At 64.0% G+C, this 18,274-nt stretch carries 18 protein-coding genes; 6 read left to right on the forward strand and 12 right to left on the reverse strand.

The genetic code is table 11. From position 1 onward, the window contains the following. Positions 1–97: 97 nt before the first annotated feature. From FHY55_RS15470 to FHY55_RS15500, 7 genes are all read right to left on the reverse strand, one after another. Positions 98–1,498 (reverse strand): Do family serine endopeptidase, encoded by a 1,401-nt coding sequence (locus FHY55_RS15470; protein WP_140016142.1) that lies wholly within the window; start codon positions 1,496–1,498, stop codon positions 98–100. A 335-nt stretch (positions 1,499–1,833) separates the two neighbouring features. Continuing rightward, positions 1,834–2,028, reverse strand: a complete 195-nt coding sequence (locus FHY55_RS15475) for a DUF2065 domain-containing protein (protein ID WP_140015046.1) — start codon at positions 2,026–2,028, stop codon at positions 1,834–1,836. A 3-nt stretch (positions 2,029–2,031) separates the two neighbouring features. Next, the gene (hflC, locus tag FHY55_RS15480; protein WP_140015047.1) at positions 2,032–3,246 is read right to left on the reverse strand and encodes a protease modulator HflC; all 1,215 of its coding nucleotides are present in this window, start codon (positions 3,244–3,246) and stop codon (positions 2,032–2,034) included. After that, entirely contained in the window at positions 3,246–4,472 is a 1,227-nt protein-coding gene (gene hflK / locus FHY55_RS15485; RefSeq protein WP_168223024.1) for an FtsH protease activity modulator HflK, read from the reverse strand. The genes hflC and hflK overlap by 1 nt, the downstream gene beginning before the upstream one ends. Before the next feature lie 114 nt (positions 4,473–4,586). Then, a complete protein-coding gene (gene gorA, locus FHY55_RS15490; RefSeq protein WP_140015048.1) occupies positions 4,587–5,957 on the reverse strand; it encodes a glutathione-disulfide reductase in 1,371 nt (456 codons plus the stop codon). A gap of 35 nt (positions 5,958–5,992) precedes the next feature. Further along, on the reverse strand, positions 5,993–6,772 hold the full coding sequence (rpiA, locus tag FHY55_RS15495) for a ribose-5-phosphate isomerase RpiA (protein ID WP_140015049.1): 780 nt from the start codon (positions 6,770–6,772) through the stop codon (positions 5,993–5,995). A 75-nt stretch (positions 6,773–6,847) separates the two neighbouring features. Then, positions 6,848–7,765, reverse strand: coding sequence for a cation diffusion facilitator family transporter (locus FHY55_RS15500; protein ID WP_140015050.1), 918 nt, complete (start codon positions 7,763–7,765; stop codon positions 6,848–6,850). A 293-nt stretch (positions 7,766–8,058) separates the two neighbouring features. Between FHY55_RS15500 and FHY55_RS15505 the strand changes: the two genes are divergently transcribed. Both FHY55_RS15505 and FHY55_RS15510 read left to right on the forward strand, forming a co-directional pair. Continuing rightward, positions 8,059–9,432, forward strand: coding sequence for an L-serine ammonia-lyase (locus FHY55_RS15505; protein WP_140015051.1), 1,374 nt, complete (start codon positions 8,059–8,061; stop codon positions 9,430–9,432). A 393-nt stretch (positions 9,433–9,825) separates the two neighbouring features. Then, entirely contained in the window at positions 9,826–10,146 is a 321-nt protein-coding gene (locus FHY55_RS15510) for a thermonuclease family protein (RefSeq protein WP_254695340.1), read from the forward strand. A gap of 218 nt (positions 10,147–10,364) precedes the next feature. Here the strand turns inward: FHY55_RS15510 and FHY55_RS15515 are convergent, their stop codons facing one another. Next, positions 10,365–11,018, reverse strand: coding sequence for a pyridoxamine 5'-phosphate oxidase family protein (locus FHY55_RS15515; RefSeq protein WP_140015052.1), 654 nt, complete (start codon positions 11,016–11,018; stop codon positions 10,365–10,367). A 159-nt stretch (positions 11,019–11,177) separates the two neighbouring features. On the opposite strand from FHY55_RS15515, the gene FHY55_RS15520 reads away from it, so the two are divergent. After that, on the forward strand, positions 11,178–12,395 hold the full coding sequence (locus FHY55_RS15520) for a M24 family metallopeptidase (RefSeq protein WP_140016145.1): 1,218 nt from the start codon (positions 11,178–11,180) through the stop codon (positions 12,393–12,395). Between the two features lie 320 nt (positions 12,396–12,715). On the opposite strand, the gene FHY55_RS15525 is transcribed toward FHY55_RS15520, so the two are convergent. The 3 genes from FHY55_RS15525 to FHY55_RS15535 are packed head-to-tail and all read right to left on the reverse strand — an operon-like array spanning position 12,716 to position 14,660. Beyond that, positions 12,716–13,585 carry a helix-turn-helix transcriptional regulator gene (locus FHY55_RS15525; protein ID WP_140015053.1) on the reverse strand — a complete coding sequence of 290 codons (870 nt, stop codon included), beginning with the start codon at positions 13,583–13,585 and terminating at the stop codon, positions 12,716–12,718. After that, entirely contained in the window at positions 13,582–14,364 is a 783-nt protein-coding gene (locus FHY55_RS15530) for a hypothetical protein (RefSeq protein ID WP_140015054.1), read from the reverse strand. Before FHY55_RS15530 ends, FHY55_RS15525 begins: the two co-directional genes overlap by 4 nt. Before the next feature lie 29 nt (positions 14,365–14,393). After that, positions 14,394–14,660, reverse strand: coding sequence for a hypothetical protein (locus tag FHY55_RS15535; protein ID WP_140015055.1), 267 nt, complete (start codon positions 14,658–14,660; stop codon positions 14,394–14,396). Positions 14,661–15,242: 582 nt separating this feature from the next. On the opposite strand from FHY55_RS15535, the gene FHY55_RS15540 reads away from it, so the two are divergent. Genes FHY55_RS15540 through FHY55_RS15550 form a run of 3 tightly spaced genes read left to right on the forward strand, consistent with a single transcriptional unit; the run spans position 15,243 to position 17,643 of the window. Next, a complete protein-coding gene (locus FHY55_RS15540) occupies positions 15,243–16,193 on the forward strand; it encodes a murein L,D-transpeptidase catalytic domain-containing protein (RefSeq protein WP_140015056.1) in 951 nt (316 codons plus the stop codon). Positions 16,194–16,230: 37 nt separating this feature from the next. Continuing rightward, entirely contained in the window at positions 16,231–16,659 is a 429-nt protein-coding gene (locus FHY55_RS15545; RefSeq protein ID WP_140015057.1) for a YqaA family protein, read from the forward strand. Positions 16,660–16,710: 51 nt separating this feature from the next. Continuing rightward, positions 16,711–17,643 (forward strand): DMT family transporter, encoded by a 933-nt coding sequence (locus FHY55_RS15550; protein ID WP_140015058.1) that lies wholly within the window; start codon positions 16,711–16,713, stop codon positions 17,641–17,643. Here FHY55_RS15550 and FHY55_RS15555 read toward each other — a convergent pair. After that, positions 17,573–18,253 (reverse strand): thiamine diphosphokinase, encoded by a 681-nt coding sequence (locus tag FHY55_RS15555; RefSeq protein WP_140015059.1) that lies wholly within the window; start codon positions 18,251–18,253, stop codon positions 17,573–17,575. The genes FHY55_RS15550 and FHY55_RS15555 overlap by 71 nt on opposite strands. Positions 18,254–18,274 lie beyond the last annotated feature (21 nt).

Below are 18,274 nucleotides of genomic sequence, written 5' to 3' on the forward strand. Positions count from 1 at the left end.
CTGCCTGCCGCCCACCTGCCTGCCCCAACCCAACCCTGACAGAAAAAGACCCGCGCTGGATGCGCGGGCCAGGTTTTCTCGCCTATGAGAACTCGATTTATTCCAGCGAGAGCGCCACGAAGCGGGGCTCTCCGGCACGGCGGATCAGCAGCAGGAGCGATTTGCGGCCAGCCTCGCGGGCTTCTTCCACCCGGTCTTCCAGCTCATTCACCGCCCGCACCTTTTGCTGGCCGGCCTCCGTGATGATGTCGCCCGCGCGCAGGCCCTTCTCGTAGGCCTCCGACATCTCGTCGACCTCCTTGATCACCAGCCCTTCCTCATTGCCGTCGAGGCTCATCTGCTCGCGCAGCTCATCGGTCAGCGTGGTGACGGTGAGGCCCAGGAGCTCTTGCTCCTGCGGCGCTTCGGGCTCTGCGCCCTCTCCCTGCTCGGCCACCGCGGGCACAGCGCCTTCGGCCTCTTCACGGCGACCAAGGGTGACCTTCAGCGTCTCGGTCTTGCCATCGCGGAACACCACCATGCGGACGGTTTTGCCGACCTCGGTGTTGCCCACCCGGCGCACGAGGCCGCGCACGTCTTCCACCTCTTGCCCGTCGAAGCTGATGATCACATCGCCCGATTTCATGCCAGCTTCCATGGCCGGACCTTCGGGAACATCGGTGACCAGCGCGCCCTTGGCCGGGGTCAGGCCAATGGCTTCGGCCACATCCGGGGTGACATCCTGAATACGCACACCCAGCCAGCCGCGTCGGGTTTCGCCGTATTCCTTGAGCTGGGCAACCACCTTGGTCACCACGTTGGAGGCCATGGAGAAGCCGATGCCGATGGAGCCGCCGTTGGGCGACAGGATCGCGGTGTTCACACCAATCACCTGACCGTCCATGTTGAACAGCGGGCCACCGGAGTTGCCGCGGTTAATGGCGGCGTCGGTCTGGATGTAATCGTCATAGGTGCCCGAGAGCGCCCGGTTGCGGGCCGAAACGATCCCGGCGGAAACCGAAAAGCCCTGACCAAGCGGGTTGCCCATGGCAATCACCCAATCGCCCACGCGGGCGGTGTTGCTGTCGCCAAAGGGAACAAAGGGCAGCGCCTCTTCAGGCTCGACCTTCAGCAGAGCAATGTCGGTGTTGGCATCGGTACCCACCACTTCGGCGTCCAACTCCTTGCCGGAGAAGAACTCGATGGTGATCTGGTCCGCGCCTTCAATGACGTGGTTATTCGTCACGATGTAACCATCTTCAGAGATCACAAAGCCCGAACCCAGCGCCGAGCTGCGGCGCGGACGGTCCGGGTTGCCTTCACGGTCAAGAAAATCGCGGAAGAAGTCCTCGAAGGGCGAGCCTTCCGGCACCTGCGGCGTGGGGCCAGTGCGGCGCGAAACCGTGGTGGAGGTGGTGATGTTGACAACCGAGGGGCTGATCTGCTCGGCAAGGTCAGCGAAGCTGCCGGGAATGGCGCGAGATTGCGCATTCACGGCTTGCGCCGCCAGCAGCGCCATGCCGATGAGCAGGGCGAAGAGGCCGCGCAGCGCAAAAGCGCCTCGGCGGTCCTGCACCATTGGGGTTGCGATTGCCTGTGAAGTCACTGGATGGTCTCCCTTGATCGTCGGGGCGGACCGGCCGGCACGGGCCTGCGCGAAATGCGCGTCAGGCCGGTCAGGCGCCCCTCTCTGCTTCTGTCTATTTCCCAGATAGGAAGGCAGAAGCGCAACTCAATGGCTATCGCGGTGCGTCACTTGGCCGTGAATACCGCGTCAACCCTCGGCGCAAAGTGTTTCAGCCACGGAAGCGTCGCGCAAGGGGGTGCGTTGCCCCGAGGCGTGAAAACCGCGCCTCATCCACCAATCCACGCCGCCGCCCAGAGGGAAAGCGCCCCTGCCGTCAGCGCCAGAAAGCCGATCGTCCTGCGCGCTTCGTGCGGCAGGGAGACGATCCAGCGCAGAATGTCTTCATAAAGCGAAGGGGCCAGTGCAAGCACCAGCCCCTCCACAATGCAGATTGCGCCAAGCGCGTAGAGCGCCAAGGCCATGGGTCAGTTGCCCGTGGTGTCGTCGGCGGGAGCCTCCTCGGCCGGGGCCTCCTCAGCGGGTGCATCCTCGGCAGGGCCCGGCGCATCGGTGGAGGCGTCGGTTTCACCGGCAGGCTCCATCGGAACCTCACTGGTGTCACCCTCGGCAGCGCCCTCGGCGTCCCCTTCTGTGCCGATCTCGGCCTCATCAGGGATGTTCACCGGGTCCGGCATGGTCTCGGTCACCGCTTCGGCCTCGCTGGCCGTTTCGGCAGCCGATTCCTCGGCGGCGCGGATGGCGGCCTCATTGGCCTCCCGTGCCGCTGCCGCAGCAGCCTCATCAACTGGTGCCGGCGCCGCGCCGGCAGAGGAGCCATCGCTGCGCAGGTAATTGAAGAACTCCGAGTCCGGGCTCATCACCATTGACGAATTGTTACCCTTCAGCGCGTTCTCATAAGCGGTCAGCGAACGGTAGAACTCGAAGAACTCCTGATCCTGCCCATAGGCTTCGGCGAAGATACGGTTTCGTTCCGCATCGGCCTGACCCTGAATGATGCGGGCATCACGGCGAGCTTCGGCGAGGATCTCCTCGTAGGTCCGGTCAGCGGAGGCGCGCACCCTCTGGGCCGCTTCCTGGCCTCGGGCCCGTTCGTCGATGGCTTCCCGTTCCCGCTCGGCGATCATCCGTTGCAGGGTGGCGTCGAAGTTCTGGTCGGGCAGGTTGGTCTGCCGCAGCCGAACGTCGACAACCTCGATGCCCAGAGCCGAGGCACGAGCGTTGGCCCGCACTTCGATCTGGTCCATCAGCGAGGTCCGCTCGGGCGAGAGAATGGTGTTGGACGTCACACCATCCGAACCCAGCACAGCGCGGATCTGACCGTCGAGAATGTCGTTCAGCTGGATCTCGGCAGCGCGTTCGTCACCGGCACCGAGGGCCTGACGGAACTGCACCAGATCAACGATGCGCCAAAGCACAAAAGCATCGACCACGAGACGCCGGTCATCAGCCGGGGTGACCTCGATCAGCGGCGTTTCGATGGAGAGGATACGGTCTTCGTAGTCCACAACATCGTCGAGCAGCGGCACTTTCAAGTACCAGCCCGGCTCGACGCGTTCCTGCTTGATCTGGCCGAAACGGAGCACCAGCACCTTTTCACGCTCATCGACGATGTAGATCGACGAAAGCAGCGCGGCCAGCACGATGGCGACGACGGGAATGAGATAGGAGGCGCGGTTCATCAGTTGCTCCCTCCGCTGGTAGTGGATCGGCGAAGCTCGTTGAGCGGCAGGTAAGGCACAACGCCCGAGCCACCGTCTTCACCTTGATTTTCAAGGATAATTTTATCGACATCGCCCAGCACCTTTTCCATCGTTTCAAGGTAGAGGCGCTTGCGCGTCACTTCCGGCGCGGCGCGATACTCTTCCAGCACCGACAAGAAGCGCGAGCTTTCACCGGTGGCGTCGTTGACGACGCGCGAGCGATAGGCTTCGCTTTCCTCAAGGATCCGCGCACCCTGACCACGGGCTGCTGCGAGGCGTCCGTTGGCATAGGCATCGGCCTGACGTTCAACCTGATCACGCTCCTGCTCGGCGGCCTGCACGTCGCGGAAGGCATCAATCACCGAGGTGTTGGTGGTGTTGCCATTGATGTCCGTCACCTGCACCTGCTGCGAGGGCGGGTCCACCTTGTTGAAGTTGACGCGGATCACGTTGATGCCGGTTTCCTGCTGGTCGAGGATCTGCTGGATCAGCTCATCCACCGCCGCTTCAATCGCCGCACGGTCCCGGTTGAGGATCGGGGCGAGTTCGGACTGCGCGATCACTTCGCGCATGGCGGACTCGGCCACCGAGCGCACGGTGAGCTCAGGCTGTTGCAGCGAGAACAGGAAATCTGCCGCGTTCTTCACGTTCCAGACCACCTGAAAGTCGATATCGACGATGTTCTCGTCGGTGGTCAGCATCAGCCCGTCATTGCCCGAAGAGCCACGCCGCACGCCGATATCCTCGGTGCGGTTGGTGGTGACGTCGATCACCTCGGCGGTGACGAAGGGCCAGGGGGCGAAGTTGAGGCCTTCTGTGCCGATGTCGGAGAACTCGCCCAGAAACAGCTCGACCGACTGTTGTTCAGGCCGGACAGTGTAAAAGCTGGAGAAGGCCCAGAGCAGGGCCGCTGCGCCGACGCCAATCAGCAGGGTGCCGCGAGTGAGCCAGGGAGCGCCGCCGCCCCCCGGGCCACGTCCGCCGGGGCCACGGCCATTGCTGCCGCCGCCACGCCCGCCCATGAGCACCTTCAGCTGCTCCTGACCCTTTTTCATGATCTGGTCGATCTCGGGGATCCCTGCCCCCTCACCGGGCCTGCGCCCGCCCTCCGGGCGATTGGGACGATCACGATCGTCGCCATTGCCACCGCCGGAGCCACCGCCAGACGATCCGCCGCCCCAAGGGCCGCCGTTATTGCCAGCCATATGTGTCTCTTTCCTCTTCCTTGCCGGTCCGCCTTCGGGGGCGGGTTGGTTCGTGTTGTAGCACAGGTGGTTACGGGAGCGCCAAATTCAACTGCGCCCGCGCCCCGCGACGCCTCAGCGCACGGGGGTTTTCATCGTCACCAGTTCCTCTGCCATGGTCGGATGCACCGCGCAGGTGCGGTCAAAATCTTCTTTCGTCGCACCCATCTTGATGGCGATGCCGGCAAGCTGGATCATCTCGCCAGCCTCGGGGGCCACGATATGGCAGCCCAGCACCTTGCGGCTCTCCTTGCCGACGATCAGCTTCATCATCACCCGGTCATCGGTATGGGCGAAGGCGGTTTTCATCGGGCGGAAGGAGGTGGAATACACCTCATAGGCCTCGCCGCCTGCCTCCATCGCGCGCTCTGCCTCGTTCTCCGTGATGCCCACGGTGCCCAGCTCGGGCTGAGTGTAAACGGCAGAGGGCACCAGCTCGTGATCCACCGGCGTTGGTTTGCCGTGGAACACGGTGTTCACAAAGGCCACCCCCTCGCGGATGGCAACCGGCGTCAGCTCCACCCGCCCGGTCACATCGCCGATGGCGTAGATCGAGGGCACGTCTGTCTGGCTGAATTCGTTGACGACCACCTCGCCCATGCGGCCCAGCTTCACGCCCGCCTCCTCCAGCCCGAGCCCCTTGGTGTTGGGGTCGCGGCCGGTGGCAAAAAGGATCTTCTCATAGATGCCCTCGTGCCCGGTGCTGGTGCGCACCAAAACGCCGTGCTCCAGCTTTTGCATGTCGGTAATGGAGGTGCCGCAGTGGATCTCGATGCCGAGGCTTTCCATGTGGTCGGCAAGGTGGCCGCGGGCCTCGTCATCAAAGCCGCGCAAAATCTGCGCCCCGCGCAGGAAGATCGTCGTTTTCACTCCCAGGCCATTGAGAATACAGGCCATTTCACAGGCGATAAAGCCGCCGCCGATGATCAGGATGCTCTCTGGCAACTCATCGAAGAGGAACACATCGTTGGAGCTGATGCCGTATTCCTCGGCCCCCTCCAGCGGCGGAAAGCTGGGGGCCCCGCCCGTGGCCACAAGGATGTGGCGGCATTTGAATTCGGTGCCATCAGCCAGCGCAACGGTATGCGGGTCTTTCACCACAGCACGCTGCCCGAAAATCTCCACGCCGGCCTTTTCGAGGTTGCGGGTGTAGATCTGCTCCAGCCTGTCCAACTCGGCGTGCAGGTGATGGCGGAACTTGCCCCAGTCAAACCCGCCGGCGTGCACCGTCCAGCCGTAGGCCTGCGCCAGCTTCATCTCTTCGGGGAAATGCGAGGCAAAGACCATCAGCTTTTTGGGCACGCAGCCACGGATCACACAGGTGCCCCCCATGCGATACTCTTCCGCCAGCCCCACTTTGACGCCCGCTTCCGAACTGGCCAGCCGCGCCGCGCGCACCCCGCCGGAGCCGCCGCCGATGACGAAGAGATCGTAATCAAATTCCATGTGTCTGCCTTGCCTCGCTGGCCGCCCTCTCCTCCTCAGAGGTCGGCGAAGATGTTGTCTCCCTCAAGGAGGTCGATCTTCTCTTCCTCCTCGGTGCCTTCATTGATGTCGCGCACCTGCACGCGCCCGTCGCCGTGACCGATGATCACTACGTCGCATATGTCGATGAACAACCCGTTTTCAACCACGCCGGGCACCTGATTGAGCACGAGGCTCAACTGGCGCGCGTTGCCGATGCGGCGCAGGTGCAAATCGAGAATGTAGTTGCCCTCATCGGTCACATAGGGCGCATCGTCGTTCATGCGCAGGCTGGTGTCGCGGCCCAGAACATCCATGTTTATAAGGGTTTCCTCGACCAGCGCCTTGGTTGTTTGCCAGCCGAAGGGGATCACCTCCACCGGCAGCGGAAAGGCCCCGAGCGAGGTGACATCCTTGGCCGCATCGGCGATCACCACCATCCTGTCAGAGGCGGTTGCGACAATTTTCTCTTGCAGCAGCGCCCCGCCGCCGCCCTTGATGAGGTTGAGCTCGCCGTCGAACTCGTCGGCCCCGTCGATGGTGAGATCGAGCCATTTGGCCTCGTCCAGAGACACCACCGGAATGCCCAGCTCACGCGCCAGATCGGCGGTGCGGGTGGAGGTGGGAACGCCGACGATATCGAGCTTCTCCTCCTGCATCTTTTCAGCAAGACAGCGCACCATCCAAGCCGCCGTGGAGCCGGTGCCGAGGCCCACGCGCATGCCGTCCTGCACGTAGTCAACCGCGCGTTTGGCGGCGACGAACTTGGCCTTGTCGATCGGCGAAAGGTCAGTCATCTGCGGTCTCCCCCTGGTGGCCGTCCGGGCATGGTTATAGGGGCTGGGGCCGCAGGGTGCGAGGGCAAAACGGCCTCAGCCGTGGCCGATGAGCCGGGGCGCCCGGCAGGCATGGGCCGCACATTCCAGCTCGAGGGTGGAATGGTGGATGTGGAAGCGCGCGGCGAGTGCGGATTTCAACGCCGATTTGATCGCATCAGCCTCACTCCAGCGGCCCTCTTCCAGCACCACATGGGCCTCCAGCGCGGCCTCGTGCTCCTGCATCTGCCAGAGGTGCAGATGGTGTACGGAGGCGACGCCGGGAATGGCCGCAAGCTCTTGGGACAACTCGGAAATATCGAGTCCGGGCGGGGCGCCGAGCATCAGCATCCGGATGACGCCGGGCACCTCGGCGAGGGCGTGCCAGAGGATGTAGGCGGAGATCAGGAGGGTGACCAGCGGGTCGGCCAGGCGCCAGTCGTAGAGCAGGATGAGCGTGCCAGCGACGATCACCGCCACAGAGCCCAGCGCATCCGCGAGGTTGTGCAGGAAGGCGGCGCGGATATTGGCGGAGGTCTTGGACATGGCGAAGGTGAGCAGGGCTGTCACCGCATCGACGATGAGCGCGATGGCCGCGATGATCACCACCGTCCAGCCCTCGACATCCTCTGGTGCGAAGAGCCGCATCACCCCCTCGTAGGCGAGATAAACCGCCAGCAAAATCAGGGTGGTATAGTTGATCAGTGCAGCCACCATCTCGGCCCGGCCATAGCCGAAGGTCATGCCTGCATCCGCCGGTCGGCGAGCGATGCGGCGGGCGGCGAAGGCGATCACCAGCGACACCGCATCCGAGAGGTTGTGCAACGCATCGGCGATGAGGGCGAGCGAGCCGGAGAGCAACCCGCCGACGATCTGGGCCACGGTCAGCCCGAAGTTCACCAGAACGGCGAGGGCGAGCTTGCGGTCTCCCATCTCGGGATCGACGTGGTGGTGATGATGGTGATCGTGCGGCATGGGCGCGAAGGTAACGCGGTGGACTGCGCGGGCAATGCGGAAATGCATCTGCGGAGCTGCCGAAGCGGCGTTAACCCTGGAGCGACCCGGGGCACAAGCGATGCACAGGCCATGCACATCCCATGCATATGCAGATTTGCAAAACGGCGTCAGGTTAACCCGCCGCGCGCCGGGACTTGACGACGCTGCTCCGGCACCGCGAAAGCGGGCGGCCTTGGCCACGGTGCGGGCATCGTGCGGGAAGTTTCGTTTTCAGGCTTGCCGCCAGGCGCGGCGCTGGCATGGTGGCGGCCATGTTCGTCTCCGTCTTCGAAATGTTCAAGGTGGGCATCGGCCCGTCATCGTCTCACACCATGGGGCCGATGGTGGCCGCCGCGCGCTACCTCGACCGGCTGCGCGGCCTGCCCTTTGCCGTCACCGGCGTGCGCGCCCGGCTGCATGGGTCGCTGGCCTTCACCGGGGTGGGCCACGCGACCGACCGGGCGGTGATCCTGGGCCTCGCGGGCCTCGTGCCCGAGACCTATGAGGCCGAGGCGGGCGAGGCGGCTTTGGCGGAGGTGAAGGCGACGGGCATGATCGCGCCCGAGGGGCTGGGCGAGCTGCGCTTTGCCCCGGCGAACGACCTGATCTTCGACTACGAGGCCCCCCTGCCCGGCCATCCCAACGGGCTGGCCTTCGAGGCGCTGGATGGGCAGGGCGACGTGATCGACCGGGAGGTCTATTACTCCGTGGGCGGCGGCTTCGTGCTGTCGGAGAAGGAGCTGGCGGCTGGGGCGGACACGGCGCAGGGCGCACCGGTGCCGTTCGCCTTCAAGTCCGCACAGGAGATGCTCGACATGGCCGCCGAGAGCGGGCTGAGCATTGCCGCGATGAAGATGGCCAATGAGCGGACCCGCCGGAGCGCCGAGGAGATCGAGCGCGGGCTGGCGCGTGTCTGGGAGGTGATGAACGGCTGCTTGCAACGCGGGCTGGAGAACGAGGGCGTGCTGCCCGGCGGACTGAAGGTGAAGCGACGGGCGGCGAAGATCTGGGAGGCGTTGCAGGCCGAGCGCGGCATGAACCTGACCGCGCCGCATACGATCAACGACTGGATGAGCTGCTACGCCATGGCCGTGAACGAAGAGAACGCGGCGGGCGGACAGGTGGTGACGGCGCCCACGAATGGCGCGGCGGGCGTGGTGCCCGCGGTGATCCGCTATTGGCTGGACCATGTGCCCGGCGCGGTGCCCTCGAAGGTGGGGGAGTTCCTGCTGACAGCGGCGGCGGTGGGCGGGCTGATCAAGCACAACGCTTCCATTTCGGGCGCCGAGGCGGGCTGCCAGGCCGAGGTGGGCAGCGCGGCGGCGATGGCCGCTGCGGGGCTCTGTGCGGTGATGGGCGGCACGGCGGAGCAGGTGGAGAACGCGGCGGAGATCGCGCTGGAACATCACCTCGGGATGACCTGCGACCCGGTGCGCGGGCTGGTGCAGGTGCCCTGCATCGAGCGCAACGGGCTGGGGGCGATCAAGGCGGTGTCGGCGGCGAGCTTGGCGCTGCGGGGGGATGGCTCGCATCTAGTGCCGCTGGATGCCTGCATCAAGACGCTGATGGAGACCGGGCGGGATATGGGCGAGAAGTACAAGGAGACGAGTTTGGGCGGGCTGGCGGTGAATGTGCCGAATTGTTGAGGGGTCCGGCGCTCGGGATGGTTCGGGCGCCAATATTCTTGCACAATTGTTCTGACAGACTACCATGCTGGCTTTTATTGGAGCCGGTTGTTGGAAGCTATAGTTGCTATATTGACCGCCGCCGGGTTGCTCTTAGCCGCATTGGCCGCAGCAGAGCTGAAGAAGTCAGCTAGAAGGACGATTCGACGGTCGATAAAGGGAGGTTATCGGAGGCGTGTCAAACCACTGACAAGGCCTAACAGGTCCTCACTGCCGCGAGGGCGCTTCGATACGACAACTTCTTCTAAAGTTCGGCCTCGGGGAGAGATACGGGGCCCTGCTTGGGTCATAGACGGCGATTCTATCGTCATTGCAAAGACTCAGATACGACTGTTCGGAATAGATGCTCCCGAATTGAATCATCCTTATGGTCAAAAAGCAAAATGGGCGTTGGTCAAACTCTGCAAGGGAAAGTTGATACGTGCAGAAATCACAGATATCGACCACCATGGTCGGACAGTAGCGAAGTGCGCCCTGCCCGATGGTCGTGATTTGTCGGAAGAGATGGTGAAAATCGGGATGGCCATAGACTGGCCAAAATTTTCGGGCGGTAAATACCAGTCTTTTGAACCTCCAGATGTCCGAAAGAAGTTGTGGCTTGCCGACGCCCGCCACAATGGTCGGATGCACATTTTCGAGCAGTTCAATTATGAGCAGAGCAGGCGGAAGGATTGATAGGAGAGGGGTTCTCCACTCACCCGGTCGGCACCGCCGGCCAGCCTCTGTCCCGCCCCCCACGGGGCGAGCGCTTGGGTAGGGTTCGGCTGAACTTCACCGCGGTGCGCGGCTGGGATTGAGGCGCTTGTAGCGAGGCGCCCCATGCGGGACGGGCGCTGGCCTTGGGTTTATTTCACGGTTTGGTCGGTGGGGTCGGAACGTCTTGGTGACCACCCCTAATACATCGACCTCCGATAAGCCTCTTCGAGGTCGGCATCCAGCTTTTCCAGCTCCGCCGGGTCTGCGGGCCGCCCGGTTGTCTGGTCGTGGATCATGGCGCGCAGGGAGGGGAAGGCCTTGCGGTCTTGCAGGGTGGCCGGGTCCCAGAGGCGGGAGCGGCGGAAGGCCTTGGCGCAGTGTAGGAAGGCTTCGTGCACCGTGACGGCGATGGCGGTGGTGGGGCGGCGGCCCTGCACCTCCATCGTGGCCAGCAGCGCCGGGTCGCGGGTGAGGCGGGCGGTGCCGTTGACGCGCAGGGTTTCGTCGAAGCCGGGCACCATGAAGATCAGGCCGACGGCGGGGTTGGCGAGGATGTTGCGCTGGGTGTCGAGCCGGTTGTTGCCGGGCCGGTCGGGGATGAGCAGCGTGTGGTCATCCAGCACGCGGACGAAGCCCGCCGGGTCGCCGCGCGGGCTGACATCGGCCAGCCCGTCGGGCGACTGGGTGGAGATGCAGAGGAAGGGCGCGCGGGCGATGAAGGCGCGGGAATGCGCGTCGAGCGCAGGCATGCATTTGTCGATCGCCAGCTGGTGGGTGGCGGGGAAGAGCGCGGCGAGCTCGGCCTCATCGGCAATCAGGTAGTCGGGGTTGAGTGCGGTATCTTCGGCCATGTCATCCTCCCTCGGGGCGCCGGGCTGTGGCGCGGGGCCATTCAGGCATGAAGGCCGCATGGAGGCAAGGTGCGCGGGGTGCATCTTCCGCTTGCCCCGCCGCGCGCTCTCCCCCACTCTCGCCGCATGACCACCAAGCCTCACACCCGATCCGCCCCGATGGCACTGCAGGGCGGTGCCGCCCCGGCGGCCTCCCTGCCCTCCTCGGCCCTCGCCTTCGCCCGCACCGAATACCACGAGAGGCTCGCCGCCGTGCGGGCCTCGATGGAGGAGAAGGGGCTGGAGGTGCTTGTCATTTCCGACCCGTCCAACATGAACTGGCTGACGGGCTATGACGGCTGGTCGTTTTACGTCCATCAGGCGGTGATCGTCAGCATGAAGGACGACCCGGTTTGGTGGGGGCGCGGGATGGATGCGGCGGGGGCGCGGCGGACGGTTTGGATGAGCCAGGATCATATCTTCGGCTACGAGGACTGGCTGGTGCAGAACCCGGATGCCCACCCGATGACCGTGCTGGCACAACTGGTGAGCGACAGCGGGCACGGGGCCTCGCGGATCGGGGTGGAGCTCGACAATTACTATTATTCCGCCGCCGCCCATCTGGCCCTGACCGCCGGGTTGCCGGATGCGGATGTGGCCGATGCGACGGGGCTGGTGAACTGGTGCCGGGCGGTGAAGTCGCCCGCCGAGATCAGCTACATGCGGCGTGCGGGCGAGATCGTGACCGAGATGCATCGGGTGATCGCCGAGGTTGCCGAGCCGGGGATGCAGAAGAACGCGCTGGTGGCGGAGATCCTGAAAGCCGGGGCGCTGGGCACGCGGGGCGCCTGGGGCGACTATCCGGCGATTGTGCCGATGACCCCCTCGGGGATGGATGCCACGGCACCGCATCTCACGTGGGACGGCGCGCCGATCTTGCGTGGGACGCCGACCTTCTTCGAGATCGCGGGGTGTCACCGGCGCTATCATTGCCCGCAGTCGCGCACGCTGTTCTTTGGCGAGCCGCCCAACAAGTATCGCAAGGCCGAGGAGGCGCTGATGGCGGCCACGGCGGCGGTGATGGGGGCGGCACGGCCCGGGGCGACCTGCGCCGAGGTGGCGCTGTCCTTCACCCAGACGCTCAACCGCTATGGCTTTGAGAAGAACAGCCGGTGTGGATATTCAGTGGGCCTCAGCTACCCGCCGGACTGGGGCGAGCGGACGATGAGCCTGCGGGAAGGTGACGAGACAGAGTTGGAGGCGGGCATGGTGTTTCACTTCATGCCGGGGCTCTGGCTGGATGACGGCGGGATCGAGCTGACCGAAACGATGCTGATCAACGAGGTGAGCGCGGAGTATCTTGCGACCACGCCGCCGGGGTTGGTGGTGAAGCCGTAGGGCGGTGTGGGCTGTAGGCGATCTATCTGCCGAAAGTCCGTTTCGAGCCCGAACTTTCGCGACCTTGCCGAACCTTCGCTGCGAGTGCATTCGTCTGATCCTAGGCGAGACTAGCCGACCACCCGGCCTGAAAGCGAAAACCTCATTTCACGCTTTCAAACTGGGATTTCGTTGCCTGGCGATAAACTTCCTCGTGGCCGTCAGCCAAAATTGAATGGAGATTTCGCGGCACTCGATGTGCAGTGCGTTATTTCCAATCCCTGGACTCGCTGCTCTGACACGCAGGCTTGTCCATAGCAGGAGCAAACCTACTTCGCTGCTTAGCGCGCTTTTAGCAGTGCCTCGACTGCGCGGCCCGCGAAAGCAGCAGGGTCGATCCCCAGAGCGGACGCCAGTCGACACAAACGCTCGACGTCACAAGCAACAGGATCACCTGACAGCAACTCTGTCAGCCAAGTCGCATCGACCTCCGCCTTTGCGATTAGGTCCTCGACCTCCATCTGGCGCTCTGTCAGCAGGGTCCTGATTTCCAAGATTAGCGGAGAGGCGGCTTCCGTCTCGCCTTCAAGCTGAAGGGTCGGGACAAACCCCCTCCGACGCAGCAGCCAGGGATCCGCCAGTTCTGCACTGACGCGTGCAGGCTTGCCTTCGGTTTTGATGCCATCAGCGCTCAGAGAGGTCCGCACCGCTGTTTCACCGATCCCGGCAAGCAGCGACAACTCACGGATGGTCAGGGCCGCGCCATGCATCAGTTTCATGCGGGCGAGGGCCATCTCAAGCGTCCGGCGCAGCGCGCTGTCCGCATGCACCAAGGCGGTCAGCTCTCCGGCGAAGCTGGTTCGAGGTGCTCCTTCCAAGAAGATCGCTAGGTCATTCCAGTCGTCTTCATCGAAGGCGGCACGTTCGGTCGCGGTGCCGGTCTGCAAGGCAAAGGAACAGGCACGTTCGATCTGCCGCGCAATCCAGAAACGGCTCAGATCAATGTTCCGGAGTTGGGTATCGGCATCTCCCGGCATGGACCCCAAAGAGAAGTCTTCTAGAGAGATGCCAAGGAAGGTTTCGGCCTGTTCATCATCCCCGGAGGTCACGACGATCTGGCAAGCGATGCCGAGAAGCACCCCGCGCAGATCGTTCAGCGCTTCGCCCATGATTTCATCAGCGGACGGGGCAGAAGTTGTGCGACGGCTCATTGGCGGCCTCCTTTCAGTTCGGATATCTGCTTCCCCAGCCGCTTGAACGCGGTGCACAGGGCAGCCCCTTTTGTTTGGCGTGACGCTGCCTGCGGTGACTTGCGCCCAAGAAAGACCGCGACGCGTTCCGCGTTGGCGCCGCTAGGGTGCGGCATCCCGGCAAGCACACGATCCCCCTGCAGAAGGCCGCACTGCACCAAATGCTGCAGGGCTTCCCCAGCCTTGGGCCCCAGCGGAAGCCAAAGCGCCTCAGGGAGCTGCCGCGCCTCCTCGGCCAAGCAGGTGTCGATCATCTGTCGGAGTAGCGGCGTCTTCAGCATGTTCGGCGTCCCATTATAGTTCTTGCCCTGCCGGAACACCGGATAGCGCAGCGCCGAGGTGAAATGAACCTGCTCGCTGTCCGCTTCGAACAATTGCTCCGAGGACGAAAGACTGAAGTATTCGGCCACGCCGATCGCATCCAGCATCGCAACGAGGTTGGCGCGCATCGGGCCGCTGAAGCTGGCGTGGGACTTGGCCCGAACCAGGGCGTCGGGCAAATCAGCACCCGCGAGGATTGCCGCGCGGCTGGCCTTGAGTGCAGCATTGGCTTGAGTAGCGCCCGGAGTAATGCCGACGATGACGAGACGTGCGTTCAGTGTAACGTGGTCAAAGGGCGCGTACTTGATCCGAAGTTCGCCCTCTTCCGCGATAGTCAGGGCAGGCGATGCGAGGTGGGCCTCAGCAGCGTTAGTTGCGATCAAGGAGAGGTATTTCTGGGGGAAGTTGGAGTTTTCCAAGGTTCAGAATCCTTTGGGAAAGGGTTGGTTTAGTGAAAGCGACGAGAAGTTGCATGTGCGACCGTGACGACTGTCGCCCCCGAGGTGACGAGGTAGACGCCATGGAATCGACGAAGCCGCGCAAGCTCCTGCGGAGACAAATCGTCGGCCGCCAGCTCAATCGAGGTGCGGTCCAGCCTCAGGCCTGTGCAGCCGCGCGCACTGTAGGGGGTGCCAAAGGCATAGATCGCGGCGATCACAGATTCGGGGACTGAACGCTGTGCTGCGCGCTGCCTTGCATGCTTCGTAAGTTCCATGTCGATCTCCATAGTATGGAGATAACATATTGATATACTATTCTCGCAGTCAACAATAAATACATACGATAGAGCAATACATACTTTTCCCCGCCCGAAGGGATTCTAACTATCTGACATTAAAGCACATATATCACAATCAGATGAAACAATAGCGCCTGCAGCAGGGGCTTGGGCGCAATCTGCGCTCCGAAAAAGAGCCCAAGCACACTTAGAATCGAATGATCTACGGCCCCTTGCATTTAATGCGCCAAGCTCTGACATCGGAGATGTTGCGACATCTAGGATGGATGCGGGCGAAATGCGCCACCCTCAGTGGGCCAAGTATTCGGACCAGAATGACGCGCACGGCAATCTTCTATGCCGCACAGCAGCTACCGGGAGGGCCACCGCCCGATAGCTACCTGTAAAAAGCCGCCGCTCGGAGCGCCCCAAACTGCGCGTGCAGAGAACGACGGCTTTGTCCGCACACCCTGACCATCGGGCTGTGTCAGTCCGAACGGCAGAGCACCCCATCCCCCTCCCCACCCGGCCCGTCCTCATGCTACCCTCCCCGCAAGGCCCACCGAGCAGGAGGTTTCCATGAGACGCAGAATGCGCATTTTCGTTGCCGTGATTTTCGCCCTGAGTGGCGCGGTGCCCGGCATATCCGCGGCACAATCCGGCATTCCCGGCTGGCTCAAGGCTCATGTCGGCACCGGCGAAGGGCAGATTGCGCCTGTGGTGCTCAGCCGGGCGCGGGCGCTTTACCAAGAGCGGGTGAAGCGGCGCGAGGTGCGCAACCCCTGTTACATGGCGAAGGATGCCACGCGGCCCGGCGGGTCGGGCCGTTATTACATTATCTGCGAGAAGCAGCGGGTGTTTCGGGCGGTGTCTTCGGGGCATGGCAACGGGCGCAAGTTGCAGCGGGCGAATTTTGCCAACGGGCGGCAATGTGCGCGGCATTTCAGCAATGCGGAGGGCTCGAAGCTGACGATGGGGGGCGAATACGTCACCGCCAAGACGCGCACCTCTTTCAAGGGCTATGTCCGCCAGTCGGGCAAGCTGACGCCGTTTCACCGCACCTTCCTGCTGTTTGACGGGCGCGGAGAAACCTCAAATGCGCGGGAGCGGGCGATTGGCGGGCATCAGGCAGTCTTCGTGAAGTGGCAGTGCCGGATGCAGATGCCAAGAAGCCCCTACGCCGATGAGGAGGGCTATGTGCCTGTGGGGCGGCTGGTGGATTATACCGGCGGGCGGAGCAATGGCTGCACCACATGGTCGGGCGAGGCGACGCGGGAGATTTTGCGGCTGGTCGAGAACAGCCCGACGACGCTCTATATCTACCCCGAGGGGCGTGACATCGACGCGGTGGCGAGGGCGGTGAAGGCGCGGGCCTCGCTGGCGGATGCGGGGCTGTATTGGAACAGCGCCTGCCTGCGGGAGATCGGTGCGCCACGCTTCTGGCCCAAGCGCAAGTTGCAGCCTGTGATCAACCGCTGGCGCAGGTCGCTGCCAAAGACCGAGCCGCGCGAACTGCCGATTTGCCGGTGAGCCGGTGAGCCGGGGCTGAACAAACGGCCGAGCGCGCATGACCCCCTATTTCAGCCTCTTCGTCGCGGCCTTGGTCGCGGCCACGCTGCTGCCGGCGCAGTCGGAGTTGGTGCTGGCCTATCTGGTCACGGACCCTGCCCTTTCGGTGCCGCTGCTGCTTGGCGTTGCCACGGTGGGCAACGTGCTGGGCTCGGTGGTGAATTGGCTTTGCGGGCGGTTCCTGCGGCGGTTTCAGGACAGGCGGTGGTTTCCGGTCTCGGGCAAGGGGATGGCCCGGGCCGAGGCGGTGTATCACCGTTGGGGGCGCTGGAGCCTGCTGGCGAGTTGGGTGCCGTTTATCGGTGACCCGCTGACGGTGGTGGCGGGGGTGCTGCGGGAGCCCCTGCCGAGCTTTCTGCTGATCGTCACCCTCGCCAAGGCGGGGCGTTACCTTGCTGTGGTGGCTGCGGCTCTCGCGTGGATTTAGGCGGGACCGCGGCCCCTTGCCCGGGCGGGCCGGGAGACATATGACTCCGTCATGCAACAGGCCGATCGCCCGCTTCTTGGTATCACGCTCATGCTTGGGTTTTGCCTTCTGGCACCCCTGGGTGACAGTGTGGCCAAGCTGCTGGGCGGGCATGTGCCGCTGAGCCAGCTTGTGTTCTTTCGCTTTGCGATTCAGGCGCTGATCTTGGTGCCGATCGTGCTGCTGGCGGGCGGCACGCTGCGAATGAGCCGACGGGCGCTGGGGTTTACCGCGCTTCGCACGGTGCTGCATATCGTCGGGATCGGGTCGATGTTTCTCTCCCTGCGGTTTCTCCCGCTGGCCGATGCGGTGGCCATCGCTTTCGTGATGCCCTTCTTCATGCTGCTGCTCGGCTGGTTCTTTTTGGGCGAGGAGGTGGGCGTGCGGCGTTTGACGGCCTGCGCGGTGGGCTTTGCCGGCACCTGCATGGTGATTCAGCCCTCCTTTGTGGAGGTTGGCTGGGCGGCGCTGTTGCCGGTGCTGGTGGCGGTGAACTTCTCTTTCTTCATGCTGGTCACGCGGATGATGCGGGCCGAGGTGGACCCGGTTGCCATGCAATCGGTGAGCGGGCTGATGGGCACCGCGCTGCTGGCGCCGCTGCTGCTGATTGCGGACGGCAGCTGGTGGGCGGAGTTTGACGTGATCGCCCCAGCCCCGCGCACATGGGTCTTGATCGCGGCGATGGGCTGCATTGGCACCACGGCGCATCTGCTGATGACGTGGAGCCTGCGCCATGCGCCCACGGCCACGCTGGCGCCGATGCAATATCTCGAAATCCCGTTCTCGACCCTTATCGGCTGGCTGATCTTCAAGGAGTTCCCCGATGGCCTCGCACTGGCCGGAATCGGCGTAACGATCTGCGCCGGGCTCTACATCATCTGGCGCGAGCAGGTGGCAGGGCGGCAAAGCCTTCCAGCAGAGCGTCCAGCGCCTCCGGCGGCGTGATCACCACCATACCCGGCGCATCGAAGCTGAGGCGCACACGGCCTGTGACCCGGTTGGAGGTGCCGATTTGCCCCGAGGGCGCGAAGGCGAGGCGCTCGATGGGCCATTCCAACCCTTCCGAGCGGCCCGTCACAGGGGCCAGCGGGTAGAGCGACAGGCGGCTGCCCACCGGAAGGTCGAGCGCGATCTCCGGCGGCGCGGCGAAGGCGATGTCATCGGCGCCGAGCAGAAGGCAGGGGCGCGCGGCGTGGCGCACAAGGGCGCTCAAGGCAGCAAGCTGGTGATCAAGCCGCCGCCCGAGAAAGCCCACCGCCAGAAGCATCGGCGCCCGCACCCGTTGAAGCACCTTCTCGAAATCGGTACTGTCCTGCTCCGCAACGTGGTGCAGAGTTTCGGGCGGCAGGCTGGCGCGGGCCTCGGCGCTAAGACTGTCGAAATCACCGATCACCGCCTCGGGCGTTAACCCTCTCGCCAGCGCCGCATCGGCCCCGCCATCGGCGGCCACCAGCCGGGGGGCCCGGATTAAGGCTGGATTAAGGCGGTGGTCGTTAACCTCTCCACCACCCAAAAGGGTAATAATATCTGGTGAATCGATGAGGATTTGCGCCATGCGAAGGGTATGCCCGGTTTC

Source organism: Oceanicola sp. D3 (genome assembly GCF_006351965.1).
GTDB lineage: Bacteria > Pseudomonadota > Alphaproteobacteria > Rhodobacterales > Rhodobacteraceae > Vannielia.

Bases quoted from the DNA above. Each gene is read 5' to 3' on its own strand.
- FHY55_RS15470 (WP_140016142.1), bottom strand. From the start codon at position 1,498: ATGGCGCTGCTGGCGGCGCAAGCCGTGAATGCGCAATCTCGCGCCATT.
- FHY55_RS15475 (WP_140015046.1), bottom strand. From the start codon at position 2,028: ATGGCCTTGGCGCTCTACGCGCTTGGCGCAATCTGCATTGTGGAGGGG.
- hflC (WP_140015047.1), bottom strand. From the start codon at position 3,246: ATGAACCGCGCCTCCTATCTCATTCCCGTCGTCGCCATCGTGCTGGCC.
- hflK (WP_168223024.1), bottom strand. From the start codon at position 4,472: ATGGCTGGCAATAACGGCGGCCCTTGGGGCGGCGGATCGTCTGGCGGT.
- gorA (WP_140015048.1), bottom strand. From the start codon at position 5,957: ATGGAATTTGATTACGATCTCTTCGTCATCGGCGGCGGCTCCGGCGGG.
- rpiA (WP_140015049.1), bottom strand. From the start codon at position 6,772: ATGACTGACCTTTCGCCGATCGACAAGGCCAAGTTCGTCGCCGCCAAA.
- FHY55_RS15500 (WP_140015050.1), bottom strand. From the start codon at position 7,765: ATGCCGCACGATCACCATCATCACCACCACGTCGATCCCGAGATGGGA.
- FHY55_RS15505 (WP_140015051.1), top strand. From the start codon at position 8,059: ATGTTCGTCTCCGTCTTCGAAATGTTCAAGGTGGGCATCGGCCCGTCA.
- FHY55_RS15515 (WP_140015052.1), bottom strand. From the start codon at position 11,018: ATGGCCGAAGATACCGCACTCAACCCCGACTACCTGATTGCCGATGAG.
- FHY55_RS15520 (WP_140016145.1), top strand. From the start codon at position 11,178: ATGGCACTGCAGGGCGGTGCCGCCCCGGCGGCCTCCCTGCCCTCCTCG.
- FHY55_RS15525 (WP_140015053.1), bottom strand. From the start codon at position 13,585: ATGAGCCGTCGCACAACTTCTGCCCCGTCCGCTGATGAAATCATGGGC.
- FHY55_RS15535 (WP_140015055.1), bottom strand. From the start codon at position 14,660: ATGGAACTTACGAAGCATGCAAGGCAGCGCGCAGCACAGCGTTCAGTC.
- FHY55_RS15540 (WP_140015056.1), top strand. From the start codon at position 15,243: ATGAGACGCAGAATGCGCATTTTCGTTGCCGTGATTTTCGCCCTGAGT.
- FHY55_RS15545 (WP_140015057.1), top strand. From the start codon at position 16,231: ATGACCCCCTATTTCAGCCTCTTCGTCGCGGCCTTGGTCGCGGCCACG.
- FHY55_RS15550 (WP_140015058.1), top strand. From the start codon at position 16,711: ATGCAACAGGCCGATCGCCCGCTTCTTGGTATCACGCTCATGCTTGGG.
- FHY55_RS15555 (WP_140015059.1), bottom strand. From the start codon at position 18,253: ATGGCGCAAATCCTCATCGATTCACCAGATATTATTACCCTTTTGGGT.